The following is a 16,789-nucleotide window of genomic DNA, read 5'->3' on the forward strand; positions in this document are numbered from 1 at the left end:
TCTATGTTCCTATCATAACGGAAGTGGGAAAAGATGTCTTATTTAGAGGTGTACTCAAGCAAGTGGCAAACCGCTCAAGCACCGCCATTCGCGCTCAAGCAAGTTGCAATAGCGTTCAAGATCCACCCTTCGCGCTCAAGCGAGTGGCAATATCGCTCAAGATCCGCCCTTCGCGCTCAAGCAAGTGGCAATATCGCTCAAGATTCACCATTCGCGCTCAAGCAAGTAGCAATATCGCTCAAGATTCGCCATCCGCGCTCAAGCAAGTGGCGACATCGCTCAAGCATCGCCATTCGCGCTCAAGCAAGTGGCAACATCGCTCAAGATCCGCCATTCTCGCTCAAGCAAGCTGCAAACCGCTCAAGCACCGCCATCCGCGCTCAAGCAAGTGGCAATATCGCTCAAGATTCACCATCCGCGCTCAAGCAAGTGGCAATATCGCTCAAGCACCGCCATCCGCGCTCAAGCAAGCGGCAATACCGCTCAAGATCTACCCTTCGCGCTCAAGCAAGTGGCAATATCGCTCAAGATCCACCATTCTCGCTCAAGCAAGCTGCAAACCGCTCAAGCACCGCCATCCGCGCTCAAGCAAGTGGCAATATCGCTCAAGATTCACCATCCGCGCTCAAGCAAGTGGCAATATCGCTCAAGATTCGCCCTTCTCGCTCAAGCAAGTGGCAATATCGCTCAAGAATCACCATCCGCGCTCAAGCACCGACATTCGCGCTCAAGCAAGCGGCAATATCGCTCAAGATTCACCATTCTCGCTCAAGCAAGCTGCAAACCGCTCAAGCACCGCCATTCGCGCTCAAGCAAGTGGCAATATCGCTCAAGATCCACCATTCTCGCTCAAGCAAGCTGCAAACCGCTCAAGCACCGCCATTCGCGCTCAAGCAAGTGGCAATATCGCTCAAGATTCGCCATTCGCGCTCAAGCAAGCGGCAATATCGCTCAAGCACCACCATTCGTGCTCAACTAACTCCAATACAAATCAAAATATGCTGCAAAATAACGAAAAAAACCACTCCCCGAAGAGAGTGGTTTTGAAAGGTTAGTTTAAATTAGTTTTTTTCAACGTTAGTTGCTTGAAGTCCACGTTGACCTTGTTCGATTTCGAAAGTCACGTCTTGGCCTTCTTCAAGAGTTTTGAATCCGTCGCCTTGGATAGCGGAGAAGTGTACGAATACATCGTCGCCATCTTCACGTTCGATGAAGCCATAACCTTTTTCTGCGTTAAACCATTTTACTTTACCATGTTCCATGTTTGTTTCCTCCTTGTGTGCTGTGCACACATTGTGTTACTATCCTTGCTCAAGTCTTGAAGCGGTCAAGCATTTCTGTGACCATCACGTCGAACAAAAATAATTCTCCTTTATCATAACAGAGGTTTTTAGGCAATGCAAGTGAAATTATCTCATTTAAAAGAACAAGTTCAAAATTTGGTATACAATTGCTGCCAATGCCGCAGAGATTGGTAATGTGATAATCCATGTCATGACGATTTTCTTTGCGACTCCCCATTTAACGCCTTTGACACGTTGCGCAGATCCAACCCCCATGATGGAAGAGGAGATGACATGCGTCGTACTAACCGGTAAATGGATGAGCGTTGCACCAAAAATGATGATAGCGGAGTTCAAGTCGGCTGCAATCCCGTTGACAGGACGGATTTTCATGATCTTACCGCCGACTGTCTTAATAATTTTATAACCGCCTATTGATGTACCAAGACCCATGGCAGTAGCTGCGGCAATACGCACCCACAATTGGATGTCATCGCCTGTTTGTAAATTAGCTGCAATTAGTGCCATCGTAATAATACCCATTGCTTTTTGGGCATCATTCGTTCCGTGAGTAAACGACTGCAATGCAGCAGTTCCAATTTGCATGTAACGAATCCGTTTATTCGCCTTGAAAAGATTTCGGTTCTTCAATAAAATCTTGAAAAGCCACATGAAAAGAAATCCTCCCGCGATGGCGATGAACGGGGAAAGGATTAGTGCTTGCATGATTTTGAGGAACCCACCGTAATTTAAAATGCCGAATCCAGCGGCAGATATGGCTGCACCAGTAATTGAACCGATCAAGGCATGGGATGAGCTCGAAGGAATGCCGTAATACCAAGTGATCAAGTTCCATGCGATTGCTGCAATAAGGGCCGCTAAAATGACAACAGAGCCTTTTTCCAGCATAAACGGGTCGACAATATCCTTGGAAATCGTCTTCGCGACTCCAGTGAACGTCAATGCACCAATGAAATTCATGACTGCCGCCATGTAAACAGCGGTACGCGGCTTTAATGCCCGTGTTGATACTGAAGTTGCGATCGCATTGGCTGTATCATGAAATCCATTAATGAAATCAAATGCCAAGGCAAAAACAACGACTGCTATGGTAAGTACTAATACAATTTCCATATCCGTACCCCTTACGCGTTGCGCATGATGATGGTTTCGATTGTATTAGCAACATCTTGACAATGATCAGCGATATCCTCTAACAACTCATAAATATCCTTAAATTGAATAATACGAATTGGGTCTTTTTCACGCAGGAATAGTTGCTTAATCGATGTACGTAGCACCTCATCGCAAATTCGTTCATATTCTTTGATCAAAACAGCGTGGTCGCGCATTTGAACAAGTTTTTTTCTTGATAAAAGCTCCATCGCTTTCACGATTTCATCGGAGCTTTTAACGATGTTGATCATGAACTTTTGGACATACTCATCAATTTCTGTAAGTGAGAACATCTCAAGGTTTGCAGAGAAATGTTCGATGCCATCCAAAATGTCATCCATTTTAATAGCAAGTTGCAAAATATCCTCACGCTCAATCGGTGTCATGAACGATGTATTAAGTTTTGCAATTAGATCATGAATCATATCATCGCCGTCGGTTTCATATTCTTTAAGCTTGATGCTTACTTCTTTCAAGTCACCAACGGACGTCACTTTAAAGTCATTTGCATAATGCATCGCTTTTTGTACATGCTCAGCAATCTCTAAAAGAGCTGCGAAAAAAGGATCAGTTTTACGTGGACTAAACATCTTTAAGCCTCCATCCGTTACCGGAATCATTTTTTGTATTACTATATCATAACAAAACTCATTTAAACTAGTACAAATAAACGTATTTTTATTGTGAAAAAGTGACAAATTTATTTCAATTCCATGTTTGAATAGTTAAGATTCTTTTCTTGGTAAATAAATATTATTTAAAGGAATATTGAAACTTCATCGTCCTTCATCCGTATATATAGTAGAATTCAACTAGGAGTTGGGGAGGTGAGAGAATGGAATTGTTCGGAATGCCGGTTATTAATGTCTATTTGACCGTGTTGATCATTGCGGGCCTCGCAACTGTTTTATATCTGTTCTTTAGTGACATTTCGGAAGGTATCGGTGAAGCAAGCCCGATTTTGGATCCAGCTGTTATCCTTGCCTTCATATCATTTACATCTGCAGTCGGCTATATATTGGAATTGATGACAAATTGGAATCACTTGCTTATTTTACTTATAGCACTAGCGACGGCGACCGTATTGGATTTCCTTCTATACTTTTTCGTACTCCTTCCATTGAAGTCTGCGGAAGTTTCGCTTGCCTATACAGATGAATCACTCACCGGTCAGGTGGGCAAAGTTATTGTTCCGGTTCCAGTCGATGGTTTTGGAGAAATTGTTATCGAATCAGTCAACGGCATCATTTCAAAAAGGGCCGCTGGATATGAAAACCAACCGATCGACTATGGAAAAGAGGTTTTAATCATTGAAGTGAAGGAAGGAACATTTATCGTTAAAGAGTATGAGCCTTTTCGCTTCAAGTGAAACAATAAATTTTAAGGGGGAATCAAAATGCCGGAAATTACAGGTTTGTTAATTGTCATTGGAATTGTAGTCTTCATCTTGCTTGCTGTCATACTCGTCTATATTTCGAAGTATAAGACAGTTGGACCAGATGAGGCGTTGATCGTGACAGGTAGTTACTTAGGTTCGAAGAATGTACATACGGATGACTCGGGCAACCGTATCAAAATCATCCGTGGTGGAGGAACATTCGTCTTCCCTGTATTCCAACAATCTGAACCACTCAGCTTGCTTTCGAGCAAATTGGAAGTTACGACGCCAGAAGTTTACACGGAACAAGGTGTTCCAGTTATGGCAGATGGAACAGCAATCATAAAGATCGGGGGCTCTATTTCAGAAATTGCGACGGCAGCGGAGCAGTTTTTAGGAAAATCAAAGGCTGACCGGGAAAATGAAGCGAAAGAAGTATTGGAAGGGCATTTGCGTTCTATTTTGGGATCTATGACGGTGGAAGAGATTTATAAAAACCGTGATAAATTCTCCCAAGAAGTGCAACGTGTCGCTTCACAGGACCTTGCTAAAATGGGGCTTGTGATTGTTTCCTTTACGATTAAGGATGTCCGTGATAAAAATGGATATTTGGATTCGCTTGGTAAACCGCGCATCGCGCAAGTGAAACGGGATGCGGATATTGCAACGGTAGAGGCTGAGAAAGAAACGCGTATTAAAAACGCCGAGGCTTCGAAGGAAGCGCAAAAGGCGGAAATCGAGCGGGCGACAGAAATCGCCGAAGCTGAAAAGGAAAATCAGTTGAAAGTCGCTGAATATCGCCGTGAGCAAGATATTGCAAAAGCGCGCGCCGACCAAGCGTATGAGCTGGAATCCGCACGTGCTAAGCAGGAAGTTACGGAGCAGGAGATGCAAGTGCGCATCATCGAGCGTCAAAAGCAGATTGAATTGGAAGAGAAAGAGATTCTACGCCGTGAAAAGCAATACGATTCCGAAGTTAAGAAGAAGGCAGACGCGGACCGTTATGCTATCGAGCAAAACGCAGCGGCAGAAAAGTCACGTCAAATGGCAGAAGCGGAAGCGGAGAAATACCGCATTGAAGCACGCGCAGCTGCTGAAGCTGAAAAAATTCGACTCGACGGATTGGCGAAAGCCGATTCCCAGCGTGCGCAAGGTGAATCGGAAGCAGAAATCATCCGCTTGAAAGGTCTTGCTGAAGCGGAAGCAAAACGTAAAATTGCTGAAGCATTTGAACAATATGGCCAGGCAGCTGTGCTTGACATGATTGTCCGAATGATTCCTGAGTATGCCAAGCAAGTGGCAAGTCCGCTTTCGAATATCGACAAGATTACTGTTGTCGATACGGGTGGCGGGGAAGGCGGCGGTGCCAATAAAGTAACATCGTACGCTACTAATTTGATGTCCACTTTACAAGAATCGTTGAAAGCTTCATCGGGCATTGATGTGAAGGAAATGATGGAAAGTTATGTTGGAAAGAATAATCTACGGCCAAGCATCGATCATTTGACAGAAGAAATCCGCTCGTCAAAACCAGTGGCTGTCAAACCTTCAGAAGAGGAATAATGTTTGAATCGAAATAATCCAGTCCGCATGTATTGGGGCTGGATTATTTTGTAATTAATAAATAGATAGATTTCTCTGTCAATAAACGCTATAATTGTAGATAATAATAGAAAAAAGTCGGAACCTACACGGAGGACACATATGGAAACAAATCCAAACCGTACGTATCGGAAAAGTTCGGATGGTCAATTTCCAGTAATACAAATGGCCTCTGGACAGATAGCACTATTGGGGCGATGGAATGGCTTGGCAGAGGCACTTTTTTCGTTGAATGAAAATGGTTCCTTCTGCGCTCAGTACAATACAGATAATACAATTGTGGAAACGTATACATTGTTGCATGGTGAAGTTGAAATCGAGCATGTAGGTGAAAGAAGGAAGATGGGAATCGGCGAAACAATTGATGCGTCAGCATTTGAAAAGGTTGTGACATTCTATGCCTTGTCCAACGCTGAAATCGTCATGAAAATGGACGCGGATTTCTATGAACAACTGTTTTTTGAAACAAAGACGCTGCAAGTTGAAATGGATGCGGTTGCTCAAGTGGACGGCTATACATATCACCATTGTGAGCGAATCAGGCAATATGCAATCGAAGTTTGGAAGCGGATGGACCAACCGAAGGACAGGCTTAAATTGTTGCGATGGGGTTCCTATTTCCACGATATCGGCAAACTTGCAATCCCCCATGAGATCTTGAATAAACCCGGAAAACTCACGCTCGATGAATGGGAGATAATGATGACACATTCCTCAATCGGCGCCAACATCATGCGTGCCCATCCTGTCGAATGGTTGAAGGATGCCGCATTCATCGTAGAGCAGCATCATGAAAAGTATGACGGCACAGGCTACCCATATGGGCTAAAAGGGGATGAAATCTCCATTGAGGCGGCAATTGTTGCAGTTGTCGATGCCTATGACGCCATGACTACAGAGCGGGCTTATAAGCAAGCAATCTCCATAGAAGAGGCAATATCTGAATTGAAAAAAGGTAAAGGGACTCAGTTCCACCCCGATGTTGTTGATCACTTTATCGAAATGCTTGGCGTAAAAGTGACTTATGTCTAATCGACGGTCTAAAATAGCAAGTTTTGAACAAGACTCGGGAATCCGGGTCTTTTCATTTTATTTACACTCGAAAAAGGTGCATGATAGTGGATGAGGTTAAATTATTCATTTGTGAAAGGCGGAGGGAATATGAACTACCGTATTGAGCATGACACATTTGGAGAAATACAAGTACCTGCAGACAAGTTGTGGGGCGCACAAACACAGCGTAGTAAACAGAATTTCAAAATTGGCGGGGAACGTATTCCGTTGGGCGTCATTCAAGCATTTGCCCATTTAAAGAAATCCGCGGCAATTGCGAGCAACTCTTTTGGTAACCTTTCAGATGCAAAAACGAAAGCGATTGTTGCTGCCGCTGAAGAAGTAATTGAAGGCAAATGGGATGATCATTTCCCGCTTGTCGTCTGGCAAACAGGTAGCGGTACTCAATCGAATATGAATATGAACGAAGTATTGGCAAACCGCGGCAATCAGCTGCTTGAAGAGTGGGGTGAGGCTGAACGCTTACATCCGAACGACGATGTAAATAAATCACAAAGCTCCAATGATACATTCCCGACAGCTTTACATGTCGCTGGGGTAATTGAAGTGGAGCGTGAATTACTGCCGTCGCTTCAGGAATTGAAAAAGACTTTCCAAGATAAATCCGATGAATTCATGGATATCATCAAGATAGGACGGACGCATCTTCAAGACGCAACGCCGCTTACATTAGGACAGGAAATCAGCGGTTGGCACAGGATGCTTGAAAAGACGGAAAAAATGTTGAACGAAAGCGTACAATCGATGAAAGAATTAGCCATCGGTGGTACTGCAGTTGGAACTGGACTCAATGCACCAAAAGGGTTTGGAGAAAAAGTTGCTGAAGAAATTTCGAAATCAGTTGGTATCCAATTCACATCTGCCGAAAATAAATTCCACTCACTCACAAGCTATGACGAAGTCGTTTATACGCATGGGGCGATGAAAGCCCTCGCAGCGGATCTTATGAAGATTGCAAACGATGTCAGATGGCTGGCAAGCGGTCCTCGTTCAGGAATTGGTGAAATCACTATTCCGGAAAACGAACCAGGAAGCTCCATCATGCCAGGAAAAGTGAACCCGACACAAAGCGAGGCTTTGACGATGGTTGTGGCACAAGTGTTGGGGAATGACGCGACAATTGGATTTGCTGCGAGTCAAGGGAATTTTGAACTGAACGTTTTCAAACCGGTTATTATATATAACTTCCTCCAATCCGCGAAACTACTTGCAGATGGCATGCGTAGCTTCAATGAAAATTGTGCAGTCGGAATTGAACCGAATCGTGAGGAGATTGACAATAAAGTTAAGAACTCACTAATGCTTGTGACAGCATTGAATCCGCATATCGGTTATGAAAATGCTGCAAAAATCGCGAAAACGGCGCATAAAGAAGGAACGACACTGAAAGAAGCTGCACTTAAAACTGGTTTACTGACGGAAGAACAGTTTGATGAGTATGTCGATCCTTCCAAAATGATTGGACGATAAACGATGTATGATAACAACTGTCCTTATTGCAATTTGACAGCTGACCAAGAACAGCAAATCATTTTCGAAACGGAGACATGCGCGTACATCCAAAAGGCTTCCGAACAAATAGTGCTTGAAGGCAGCGGGTTGATTGTACCGAAGCGACATGCGGTAGATTTGTTTTCATTGACACCTGAAGAGTGGGTAGATACACAGGAGCTGTTGTTGAAGGCGAAAGCCTATTTGGAAGAAAGGTACGAGCATGAAGGGTATTCAGTTGGCTGGAATACAGGGGAAGTGGGCGGGCAATCTATTCCGCATGCCCATCTTCATATTATCCCGCGATTTTCAGATGAACCACTTGCTGGAAAAGGCATCCGGTATTGGATCAAGCAGAAGGAAAATCTTAGAGGCGCATTGTCTAAACGACCGCTTCGGCATTTCACATTATCCACAAAATTGTAACCCTAATTCGTTTAGTTATCCGCTATGATGAAAGGACAATGACGAATAAAGGAGTAGAAATGAATGATAAAGAAGCTCATGCCTATCATGCTTATCTTGACGCTTGTCCTTGCTGCATGCGGAGATAAGGCGCATCACGATGGGGAAAACGGTGAAAATTTGGAAGTTGGTCAAGAAAGGCATCTTCCGAACGGTGACTTGCAGGAAGCGACTGAGTCGGCAGCTGTATTGCCGAAGTTTCTTGATGGTAAACCGGAAGACCTGCGTCTCGTATACCAAGTGGCTGCATCAGCTGCTGATGTTTTAGAGTACATGCCATGTTACTGTGGATGCGGTGAAAGCGCGGACCACAGAAATAACTTGAATTGCTTTGTAGATGAAATCCGTAAAGACGGTTCCGTTGTCTGGGACGATCATGGTACACGTTGCCTTGTTTGCCTGGAGATTGCGGTTCAATCCGTGCAAATGAAACAAGAGGGTAAATCCATGAAAGAAATCCGTGAAGTTATTGATGAAATGTACAAAGAAGGTTATGCAGAACCAACAGACACACCGAATCCAGCTTAATTAGAAAAAGACAGCGGTCGAATTGACTGTTGTCTTTTTTTATTATGACAAAAACAATATTTTACTTTTCTGAATATGTATATAGGACTTTAAATTTTCTATGAAAGAGCGTATGCTGTGAAATTGATAGGATATCCATATTTCGTTCAATGAAATAAAGGAGAATACAAAGAATGACTTTTGAAGGCAATCATAAAGTCCGAAGAAAGATCTATCAAGTGATAGATGGGTTGACGGATAAAGAGTTCAATCGAAAACCATTAGAGCATGATTGGTCCCCGAAGCAGATTTTAGAGCATCTTACTTTGATGGAAACATATATAGCTGCAAAAATAGCAGCAGAGTTGAAAAATAAGCAAAGTCAACGTGCGTCGAAGAAATTAATTGTCCTTTCAGGAAGTTTGATGATGAAAGAGGATCTGCCGGAAGCGACAAAACCGACAGATGAGTTCAAAACAGTCTTGGAAATGAAAGAGGAACTTCATAACTCCCGCATTTATCTGTTAGATGTGTATGATGGTAGCTGTAAAGACTTGTTGCGCGAGAAATCTTTCGGGCATCCAAGTCTTGGTTTGATTCCATTGGAACAATGGTTCCCGATTGTTGGCCTGTATGAAAAGTGCCATTTGAAGCTGTTAAAGAAGGCAATTGGTGAGTTAAGAATACATGGTCTCGCTTCTGAAATGAATACGGACGCACATTGAAATCCCCACGCCTCATGCATGGGGATTTTGTTTTCTTCATGTACGGTTTTCAATTCAATCAACGAATATAAACATCACTTACTAATAAATCCTCCACAATCTCTGTTGGGATTTCAAATGTCACCACACCCATATAGCCCGGTGCAACTTCGTATTTATCGAAAGAAATAACAAGCTTTTGATCATCTGTAATGTAGAAATTCTGATCGGGTCTGATTGTCGTAAAGCCTTCGCCGAATTCATTCTCCGTAAAATAAGAGATCATCTCATCTGCCGCCATTTGCCGTTCCATTTCGCCTTCGATATAGGCATTGATGGCATCAATATATGAATCGTTTTTGAAAAGGCTTGGTAATGTAATCAACACATTGTTGACTTTATCGATTGTATCGTATCTCATCGTTGTGGAAGATGAACCCACCGTATTCACTTGATAGCGCATAATCGATAGGATACGATCATTGTCGGTCAACACTTCAAAACCTGCATCCAAGCCAAGATACCCGCCGCCAGCTTTTTTCAGTTCGGCAATCTCCCTTTCAAATTGCTCAAACAGTTCCTTGTTCTCAGCCATATATTTATCATTTAATGCAGTTTGCAAGTTCTCGTCTTCAAGGCCATTAATTCCGGGTGTGGCTAAGTCAGCTTGATATGTTCCTTCATCGACTTTCATTTGTTGAACAGTTAACACTTGGACGATAGACCCTAAAATAGGTACGTTCACCATCGTATTTGCGAACGCTGGGCTGACATTAATGCTGCCAACGAAAATTGCAGCGGATGCAGCGACACCGATTATGCTGTTTCTGAAAACAGGACGCTTTTTTCGTTGTTCCAACTTCGCTTCACGAATGGTGGCATTCACAACTTCATTCAATTCATTAGGAATCTCGGTATTCTCGTAGTCCTTCTTTAATTTATCCATTTGACTCATTCTATGACTCCTCCCTCATTTCAACGCGTAATTTCCTTAAAGCCGCATACAGTCTTGTTTTTACCGTATTGACATTATCACCTGTAATATCAGCGATCTCATCGATTTTCAAATCTTCGAAAAAGCGGAGAATAATAATTGTTTTATAAGTTGGCGGCAGGTGATCGACCGCTTCTTGAAGGTCAAAATCGGTTACGTCATCCTCCAAAGAAGGTAAATGACTTTCCAATATTTCATCGTCCATGATGAACATCCGCTGATGTTTTCGGATGAAATCAATGGCCGTATTGACAATGATCCTGTAAAACCATGTTTTCATATATTTCTCTTCATCAAGCCGATCAATGGACCGAAGTGCTTTCAGGATGGATTCCTGAACGATATCCAGTGCATTTTCTTTGTTTTTAACATAACTAAATGCGAGCCGATAATAGGCTTGCTGATTTTCTATAATGAACTTTTCCACCAACTTAAATTTATCGTCTCTTGTCATGACAATCGGGTCACCTTCTTTGTAAATAACGTATCGCGAACACGTCTCATAGTATGGACGAACTGCCTTCTTAGAAAGTTTGGAGACGTTGGAAAGACTTTGAAATGTTTATGATATGCTTAGTTTAAAATATGAGGAGAGGATGTGTGAAAAAATGAATAAACAATCATTCGTCGCTTCTTGGAGTGGTGGTAAAGACTCGGCGTTAGCCTATTACCGTGCTCTTCGATCAGGAGGAATCCCCAAATGCATCTGGACGATGTTCGAAAAGGATAAGGAACGTTCGAAATCCCATGCATTACCTTTGGAAATCATCCAAGCACAGGCTGACAGCCTTGGTATTCCGTTGATCATCCGTGGTGCAGATTGGAACGGATACGAAGAAGGTTTTTTGGATGCAATGAAGGAATGCGTAGATGCGGGCATTTCATATGGGGTATTCGGGGATATCGATATAGAAGATCATTTGACATGGGTCCAAACAACTTGCGATAGAGTCGGTATGAAAGCGGTACATCCGCTATGGATGGAACCACGTCGGGAGCTGTTGGAGGAATTCGTAAATGCAGGCTTTGAGGCATATATTGTTGTCGTAAATTCGAAAATGATGCCTTCGGAATTCATCGGTCGTGAATTTACGATTCAATTGATGGATGAACTGGAGTCGCTTGGCATTGATTCATGTGGGGAATCGGGGGAATTCCACACCGTTGTCGTTGATGGACCGATTTTTAAGAATCGTGTTCCAGTCGTGTTTAAGGAGCATCATGAACGTGATGGGTATGTGTTTTTGACTGTCGGGTTGGAAGAGGAGTCATATCTATGAAGAATTGGCCCTTCGTATTATTCTGCCTTATTTTTCTTGCTGGATGTACAAAACCATTGACGTTACATGTAAAAGACACAATGAAATCGAGGGATGTTTGAAGAAGGCGAGATTGATGTGGAAAAATTGAAAGAAGAGGGGTTGCTCTATGTATTAGTCGTTGAAGTTGTTGAAAAGTAATGAGCCCAAGTTAGCGAGTTAGCAGACTCTTGACAATTCCTTGTATATTGAAATAAATGTATTGCGCTTTCCTTACTATTTCTCTATAATGAAAAAGTTGTGTTAGAAATTCAAATCCCTAAATAGAATATAAATAGTAAAGGAAGTTTTGAAATTTATAATGAAAGATTGCATGACTGAATCGCATATTGCCGCCTTAGTCGAATCAACCATCAATGATGTAAATATGGACTTGAGAGTAAAGATGGAGCGCACAGGAGTTAACATGATGTACGATTTTCTCAAGGATGAGGTAATCGTTGATAGCAAACGTGTGCAAAAAGCCTGTAATGAACTCCCCCAACCAATGCTACTTGAAACATATATCCGTGTGTTGACCATACATGAATTAGGGCATGCAATGGATCGCGAGGCATTGCTCAAATCGTTGGACCGAACAAAAGAAGTTATCGCGATGAAAAAACAGGTTGCTGCTGAAAAACGGTTAACTGATTTCTCACTCATGAAAATGATCATTGAAGAGCATGAGTCGGATATCGCTTTCGAAGAAACCGCTTGGGCAAATGCGGCGATTTTGAATGGCTTCTTCAATATAGTGGATGGTGAGAGTTTTGAAAAGGTAAGGACGCATAGCCTTTCAACTTATCAGAAGCAGTATGATGATGACTTGATTATCTATCATGGATTGCAAGAAGAATCTTTACTTGTTTAATAATTGATTTATATAAAAAACCGCCACCAAGTAATAATTGATGGCGGTTTTTTATCAATTCAGGAGTTCAATTTAGATACCCGGATTCCTTCAACTCACGTTCCAAAAATGGCTTCGCACTCAGTAAATCACGGAAGGCTTCATACTTCTCAACTGCAACAGCGGCTGGCTTCTTTCCTGTCTTATAAGCACGGATCAAAATATTCTTCGGCGTATGTTCCATATCGATGAATTCCAACAGCTGCGCATCATATCCAACTAGTGTCAGTAACTCCGCTCGGATGGAGTCGGTCGCAAGTGCGGAAAAACGTTCTTTGATAAGCCCATGCTGTAGCATGATGTCCAATGCCGGTGATTGGATTTGTGAGAACAGTTCATGCTGACAGCAAGGAACGCTTAATATCACTTCTGCTCCCCATTTTACGGCGCGGGCAAGAGCCATGTCCGTCGCAACGTCGCATGCATGAAGCGTGACGACCATATCGACAGCAGTTTCTTCGTTGTAATCATTTATGTCTCCAACAAGGAACTCAAGCTGATTGTAATCAAGATCCTTCGCGATTACGTTGCATTCTTCTATGACTTCCTTTTTCAAATCAAGTCCAGTAACTCGGATATCGAGCCCCTTTTCTATATGAAGGTAGTGATAGAGGGCGAACGTCAAATAGGACTTGCCTGACCCGAAATCCAAAATGCGGACGGGACGGTCTTTCGGGAGGTGGACGAGTGCGTCGTCGATGAATTCAACAAAGCGGTTGATTTGACGGAATTTGTCGTATTTCTGTTTTTTCACTTTGCCTTCCGATGATTGCACACCAAGGCGAATCAGGAATGGGTAGGGGGTCGACTCGTCCAATAAATAATTCTTTTTTCGGTTATGTGACAAATCAACTGTTTTCGTTGTTGCTGATTTTTCACTTTTCCATGACACTTTGAATTTCTTTGTCAGTTGAATGTGAACTTTTTCATCGGTGAATTCTGCTTGAATCTGTTTAAATTGTTCTAAAAGTTGTTGGAGAGTATGCTGAATGTCGTCAATTTTTACGTTTTCATGTTTCAAAATGCGTTCGTAGTGATATTCAAATTGAATATGGACTTCTTTCTTAAGTTCCACAGGCTTCAGCTTTACTTTTTGAAGTCCGGTTGATTTATAGCGCGGTTGGCTGATCGTACCTTGGATGAATGCCCCTTCTTGCATGCGGGTGCTTAATTTCTGTATGAGTTCTTCGAATTGCATCGTGTTGGACCTCTTTTCGGGCTAGTTTGTACATATTAGGATAGTGAAAAAGGGATTAGCATTCAACTAATCCCACTAATTATGCGTATTTGATTGCATTTATGCGTGACAAAACCGATTTATGAGCTTATAAAAGCGATTATGCGTTTTTACAGGGATTTATGCTTGTCTGGTACGATTTATGCGTTTCTTGTCGAATTAATGAGCTTTTGGGCTTAATTTAAATCGAATCCCTGTTTTGAAAGGAAATCCTTCATATGTGTGCGTCTTGGTTCTGCCAAAAAGTCGGTCATCTGCTCTGACCATGCTGTATCTTTTTGATTTGACCCACGATTAAGGTAATATTCATGCATCGTTTTGTCGTAAGCCGGAAGAAGTTGCTTATACTTTTCCTTGTCATAGCTGTTTTCATGAATGATGGCTTCAACTGGCAACCTTGGCTTCACTTCATTCGCCTCGTCCGGTACGCCAATCGTCATCGCGAACATTGGTGCAACGCCATCTAAAAGTCCCAACAGTTCGCTTATTTCTGTCGGTGCATTTCGAATGCCGCCAATATAGCAAATTCCGTATCCTTTTGACTCTGCTGCAATTGCAACGTTTTGTGCGAAAAGCGCTACATCAATAGCACCTACCAACATATTTTCAGCGTATGAGTAATCAATTTTTGCTCCATGCAACTCGGCGGCACTGGCCAACCTGCAGTAATCTGCACAGAAGACAAGGACGGCTCCCGCAGTTAAAAACTGTCTTCTATTACTCGCTAACTCGGCAAGTTTTTCACGCTTCCCTTGATCAGTTACATGGATGACAGAATAAGCTTGCACGAAATGAGAGCTTGCCGCATGTTGCCCCGCACGGACAAGGTTCTGGACTTCTTCTCTTGAAAGATGAATGTCCTTGTATTTCCGTACAGAAGCGTGTGAACTTAATAATTCAATGACCATATGTATACCTCCCGGAATATTCTGTAATTCTATATTGATTGAATACAATCATGTTACACTACTATTAATGAATGGAAAAGGGGTGTAAGGATGAGTTGGTTAGATGGCCTATCGTTGACGACAACATTGATCATTATTATTTTAGTTGTCATTCCTATATCAATTGCCATTTATCTTTACTTTTATGACAGAAGGCAAAAGCAGCATGCCATACTTCGAAACTATCCGATTTTAGGGCGTATGCGGTATATGCTTGAAAAGACTGGACCGGAGTTGCGCCAGTATTTGTTCAACGCGGATCACGAGGGGAAGCCTTTTAACCGCGAAGAATATTTGCATATGGTGTTGCCCGGCAAGTATTTGAACAGTATTATCGGCTTCGGTTCAAAACGTAATTTTGAAGAACCTGGTTATTACATCCGGAATGCATTATTCACGAAACAAAACGAAGAAATGCGAGTTGACAATGAAGGGCTGATCAATACAATGCGCTATAAGGTAGATGAAGATAATCTTTTTTCCCGAAAAGAGCATCGGGAAGAGATTCCGGCATTGCCTTGGTTATTACCAGAAGAGGATGCGGTTGTCATTGGACCGAATTGTGAACATCCCTTTCATGTAAGAAGCTTATTAGGCCAATCAGGTATGAGTTATGGAGCTCTCGGAGAAAACGCTATAACCGCGTTATCCAAGGGGATCGGTATGGCAAAAGAGGCATGGATGAATACGGGTGAAGGTGGACTTTCCCCTTATCACCTAACTGGAAATGCTCACATTATTGCTCAAATCGGTTCTGGATTATTCGGCTTTCGTACTGAAGAGGGCGAATTCAGTTGGGAGCGTCTCAGAGAAAAAGCGGAAATACCTCAAGTTAAAGCGTTTGAAATTAAATTGGCGCAAGGGGCAAAAATGCGTGGTGGACATGTCGAAGGCGAAAAAGTGACGGAGGAGATTGCGAAAATCCGAAACGTTGTACCATTTACGACCATTAATAGCCCGAATCGTTTTAGGCAGTTCGCGGATTATCCTACACTCTTTGACTTCATTGAGAAGATAAGGGATCATAGCGGAAAACCTGTTGGGATTAAAATCGTCATTGGAGGCAGGGAAGATGCTGAGGAGCTTGCACGATTTATGCAAGAAACTGGGAAAGGGCCGGACTTCATCTCTCTTGATGGTGCAGAAGGAGGTTCGGGAGCAACTTACCAGGATTTAGCTGATAGTGTCGGATTACCTTTAAAATCAGCACTTATACTATTGGATGATGCTCTTAGGAAGTATGAAGTACGGGATCAGGTGAAAATTATTGCATCGGGCAAAATTACAACACCTGACAAAGCAGCAATCGCACTGGCAATGGGAGCGGATCTTGTCCAGATTGCCCGTGGATTCATGATTTCGGTCGGATGCATTATGGCTGAACGATGCCATACAAATGAGTGCCCTGCGGGAGTAGCTACGACCGATAAGAATTTACAAAGGGGCCTTGTCGTAGAGGAGAAGAAATTCCGTGTAACCAACTATATTTTGACGATGCGTGAGGGCTTGTATAGAATTGCCGCAGCAGCTGGGCTCGATTCACCGACAAAATTTGAGAGACACCATGTTGTCTATAAAGATGAGCGAGGAAGAGTCTTTCCTGTCGAATGAATAAATATTTTATGCCATTTTACCTGTTAGGTAAAATGGCATTTTGATTAGGAATGCCTAAGACTTCATCAGAATTTTGTGATAATATAAAAGTAATCAAAGTATTATA

General features: G+C 42.6%; 18 protein-coding genes. 11 read left to right on the plus strand and 7 right to left on the minus strand.

All coding sequences use genetic code 11. The annotated features are described in order from the left end of the window. Nucleotides 1-33: 33 nt before the first annotated feature. Nucleotides 34-1,047 carry a hypothetical protein gene (locus NSQ43_RS04300; RefSeq protein ID WP_339253312.1) on the plus strand — a complete coding sequence of 338 codons (1,014 nt, stop codon included), beginning with the start codon at nucleotides 34-36 and terminating at the stop codon, nucleotides 1,045-1,047. 14 nt (nucleotides 1,048-1,061) lie between these two features. Here NSQ43_RS04300 and NSQ43_RS04305 read toward each other — a convergent pair whose 3' ends face one another. The 3 genes from NSQ43_RS04305 to NSQ43_RS04315 all read right to left on the minus strand — a co-directional run bounded on the left by NSQ43_RS04305 (nucleotide 1,062) and on the right by NSQ43_RS04315 (nucleotide 3,049). Beyond that, nucleotides 1,062-1,262 (minus strand): cold-shock protein, encoded by a 201-nt coding sequence (locus NSQ43_RS04305; protein WP_116018206.1) that lies wholly within the window; start codon nucleotides 1,260-1,262, stop codon nucleotides 1,062-1,064. Between the two features lie 156 nt (nucleotides 1,263-1,418). After that, nucleotides 1,419-2,417, minus strand: a complete 999-nt coding sequence (locus NSQ43_RS04310; RefSeq protein ID WP_339253317.1) for an inorganic phosphate transporter — start codon at nucleotides 2,415-2,417, stop codon at nucleotides 1,419-1,421. An 11-nt stretch (nucleotides 2,418-2,428) separates the two neighbouring features. Further along, nucleotides 2,429-3,049, minus strand: coding sequence for a DUF47 domain-containing protein (locus NSQ43_RS04315; RefSeq protein WP_339253319.1), 621 nt, complete (start codon nucleotides 3,047-3,049; stop codon nucleotides 2,429-2,431). A 245-nt stretch (nucleotides 3,050-3,294) separates the two neighbouring features. Here NSQ43_RS04315 and NSQ43_RS04320 point away from each other — a divergent pair, with 245 nt between their 5' ends. The 7 genes from NSQ43_RS04320 (at nucleotide 3,295) to NSQ43_RS04350 (ending at nucleotide 9,701) form a co-directional block, all read left to right on the plus strand. Further along, complete coding sequence (locus tag NSQ43_RS04320) at nucleotides 3,295-3,828, plus strand: hypothetical protein (RefSeq protein ID WP_339253320.1); 534 nt, start codon at nucleotides 3,295-3,297, stop codon at nucleotides 3,826-3,828. A 27-nt stretch (nucleotides 3,829-3,855) separates the two neighbouring features. After that, the gene (locus NSQ43_RS04325; protein ID WP_339253322.1) at nucleotides 3,856-5,400 is read left to right on the plus strand and encodes a flotillin family protein; all 1,545 of its coding nucleotides are present in this window, start codon (nucleotides 3,856-3,858) and stop codon (nucleotides 5,398-5,400) included. A 141-nt stretch (nucleotides 5,401-5,541) separates the two neighbouring features. Next, nucleotides 5,542-6,471 (plus strand): HD-GYP domain-containing protein, encoded by a 930-nt coding sequence (locus tag NSQ43_RS04330; protein WP_339253324.1) that lies wholly within the window; start codon nucleotides 5,542-5,544, stop codon nucleotides 6,469-6,471. Between the two features lie 129 nt (nucleotides 6,472-6,600). Continuing rightward, complete coding sequence (fumC, locus tag NSQ43_RS04335; RefSeq protein ID WP_339253326.1) at nucleotides 6,601-7,983, plus strand: class II fumarate hydratase; 1,383 nt, start codon at nucleotides 6,601-6,603, stop codon at nucleotides 7,981-7,983. A 3-nt stretch (nucleotides 7,984-7,986) separates the two neighbouring features. Further along, nucleotides 7,987-8,430, plus strand: coding sequence for an HIT family protein (locus NSQ43_RS04340; RefSeq protein WP_339253328.1), 444 nt, complete (start codon nucleotides 7,987-7,989; stop codon nucleotides 8,428-8,430). Nucleotides 8,431-8,493: 63 nt separating this feature from the next. Next, complete coding sequence (locus NSQ43_RS04345; protein ID WP_339253329.1) at nucleotides 8,494-8,997, plus strand: PCYCGC motif-containing (lipo)protein; 504 nt, start codon at nucleotides 8,494-8,496, stop codon at nucleotides 8,995-8,997. Between the two features lie 173 nt (nucleotides 8,998-9,170). Continuing rightward, nucleotides 9,171-9,701 carry a DinB family protein gene (locus NSQ43_RS04350; protein ID WP_339253330.1) on the plus strand — a complete coding sequence of 177 codons (531 nt, stop codon included), beginning with the start codon at nucleotides 9,171-9,173 and terminating at the stop codon, nucleotides 9,699-9,701. A gap of 58 nt (nucleotides 9,702-9,759) precedes the next feature. On the opposite strand, the gene NSQ43_RS04355 is transcribed toward NSQ43_RS04350, so the two are convergent. Next, nucleotides 9,760-10,635, minus strand: coding sequence for a DUF3298 domain-containing protein (locus tag NSQ43_RS04355; RefSeq protein ID WP_339253332.1), 876 nt, complete (start codon nucleotides 10,633-10,635; stop codon nucleotides 9,760-9,762). Nucleotide 10,636: 1 nt separating this feature from the next. After that, nucleotides 10,637-11,128, minus strand: coding sequence for an RNA polymerase sigma factor (locus NSQ43_RS04360; RefSeq protein ID WP_339253334.1), 492 nt, complete (start codon nucleotides 11,126-11,128; stop codon nucleotides 10,637-10,639). Between the two features lie 154 nt (nucleotides 11,129-11,282). Here NSQ43_RS04360 and NSQ43_RS04365 point away from each other — a divergent pair, with 154 nt between their 5' ends. Together NSQ43_RS04365 and NSQ43_RS04370 are read left to right on the plus strand one after the other, a co-directional pair. Continuing rightward, on the plus strand, nucleotides 11,283-11,954 hold the full coding sequence (locus NSQ43_RS04365; RefSeq protein WP_339253336.1) for a diphthine--ammonia ligase: 672 nt from the start codon (nucleotides 11,283-11,285) through the stop codon (nucleotides 11,952-11,954). Between the two features lie 340 nt (nucleotides 11,955-12,294). Beyond that, complete coding sequence (locus NSQ43_RS04370) at nucleotides 12,295-12,846, plus strand: integrase (protein WP_339253337.1); 552 nt, start codon at nucleotides 12,295-12,297, stop codon at nucleotides 12,844-12,846. A gap of 67 nt (nucleotides 12,847-12,913) precedes the next feature. Here the strand turns inward: NSQ43_RS04370 and NSQ43_RS04375 are convergent, their stop codons facing one another. Next, nucleotides 12,914-14,083: an SAM-dependent methyltransferase gene (locus NSQ43_RS04375; RefSeq protein ID WP_339253339.1), complete on the minus strand. Its 1,170-nt coding sequence runs from the start codon at nucleotides 14,081-14,083 to the stop codon at nucleotides 12,914-12,916. Between the two features lie 215 nt (nucleotides 14,084-14,298). Further along, complete coding sequence (nfsA, locus tag NSQ43_RS04380) at nucleotides 14,299-15,030, minus strand: oxygen-insensitive NADPH nitroreductase (RefSeq protein ID WP_339253341.1); 732 nt, start codon at nucleotides 15,028-15,030, stop codon at nucleotides 14,299-14,301. Nucleotides 15,031-15,120: 90 nt separating this feature from the next. Between nfsA and NSQ43_RS04385 the strand changes: the two genes are divergently transcribed. Continuing rightward, entirely contained in the window at nucleotides 15,121-16,680 is a 1,560-nt protein-coding gene (locus NSQ43_RS04385; protein ID WP_339253343.1) for an FMN-binding glutamate synthase family protein, read from the plus strand. Nucleotides 16,681-16,789: the final 109 nt, after the last annotated feature.

The organism is Sporosarcina sp. FSL W8-0480, assembly GCF_037963765.1.
In the GTDB taxonomy this organism is placed as follows: domain Bacteria; phylum Bacillota; class Bacilli; order Bacillales_A; family Planococcaceae; genus Sporosarcina.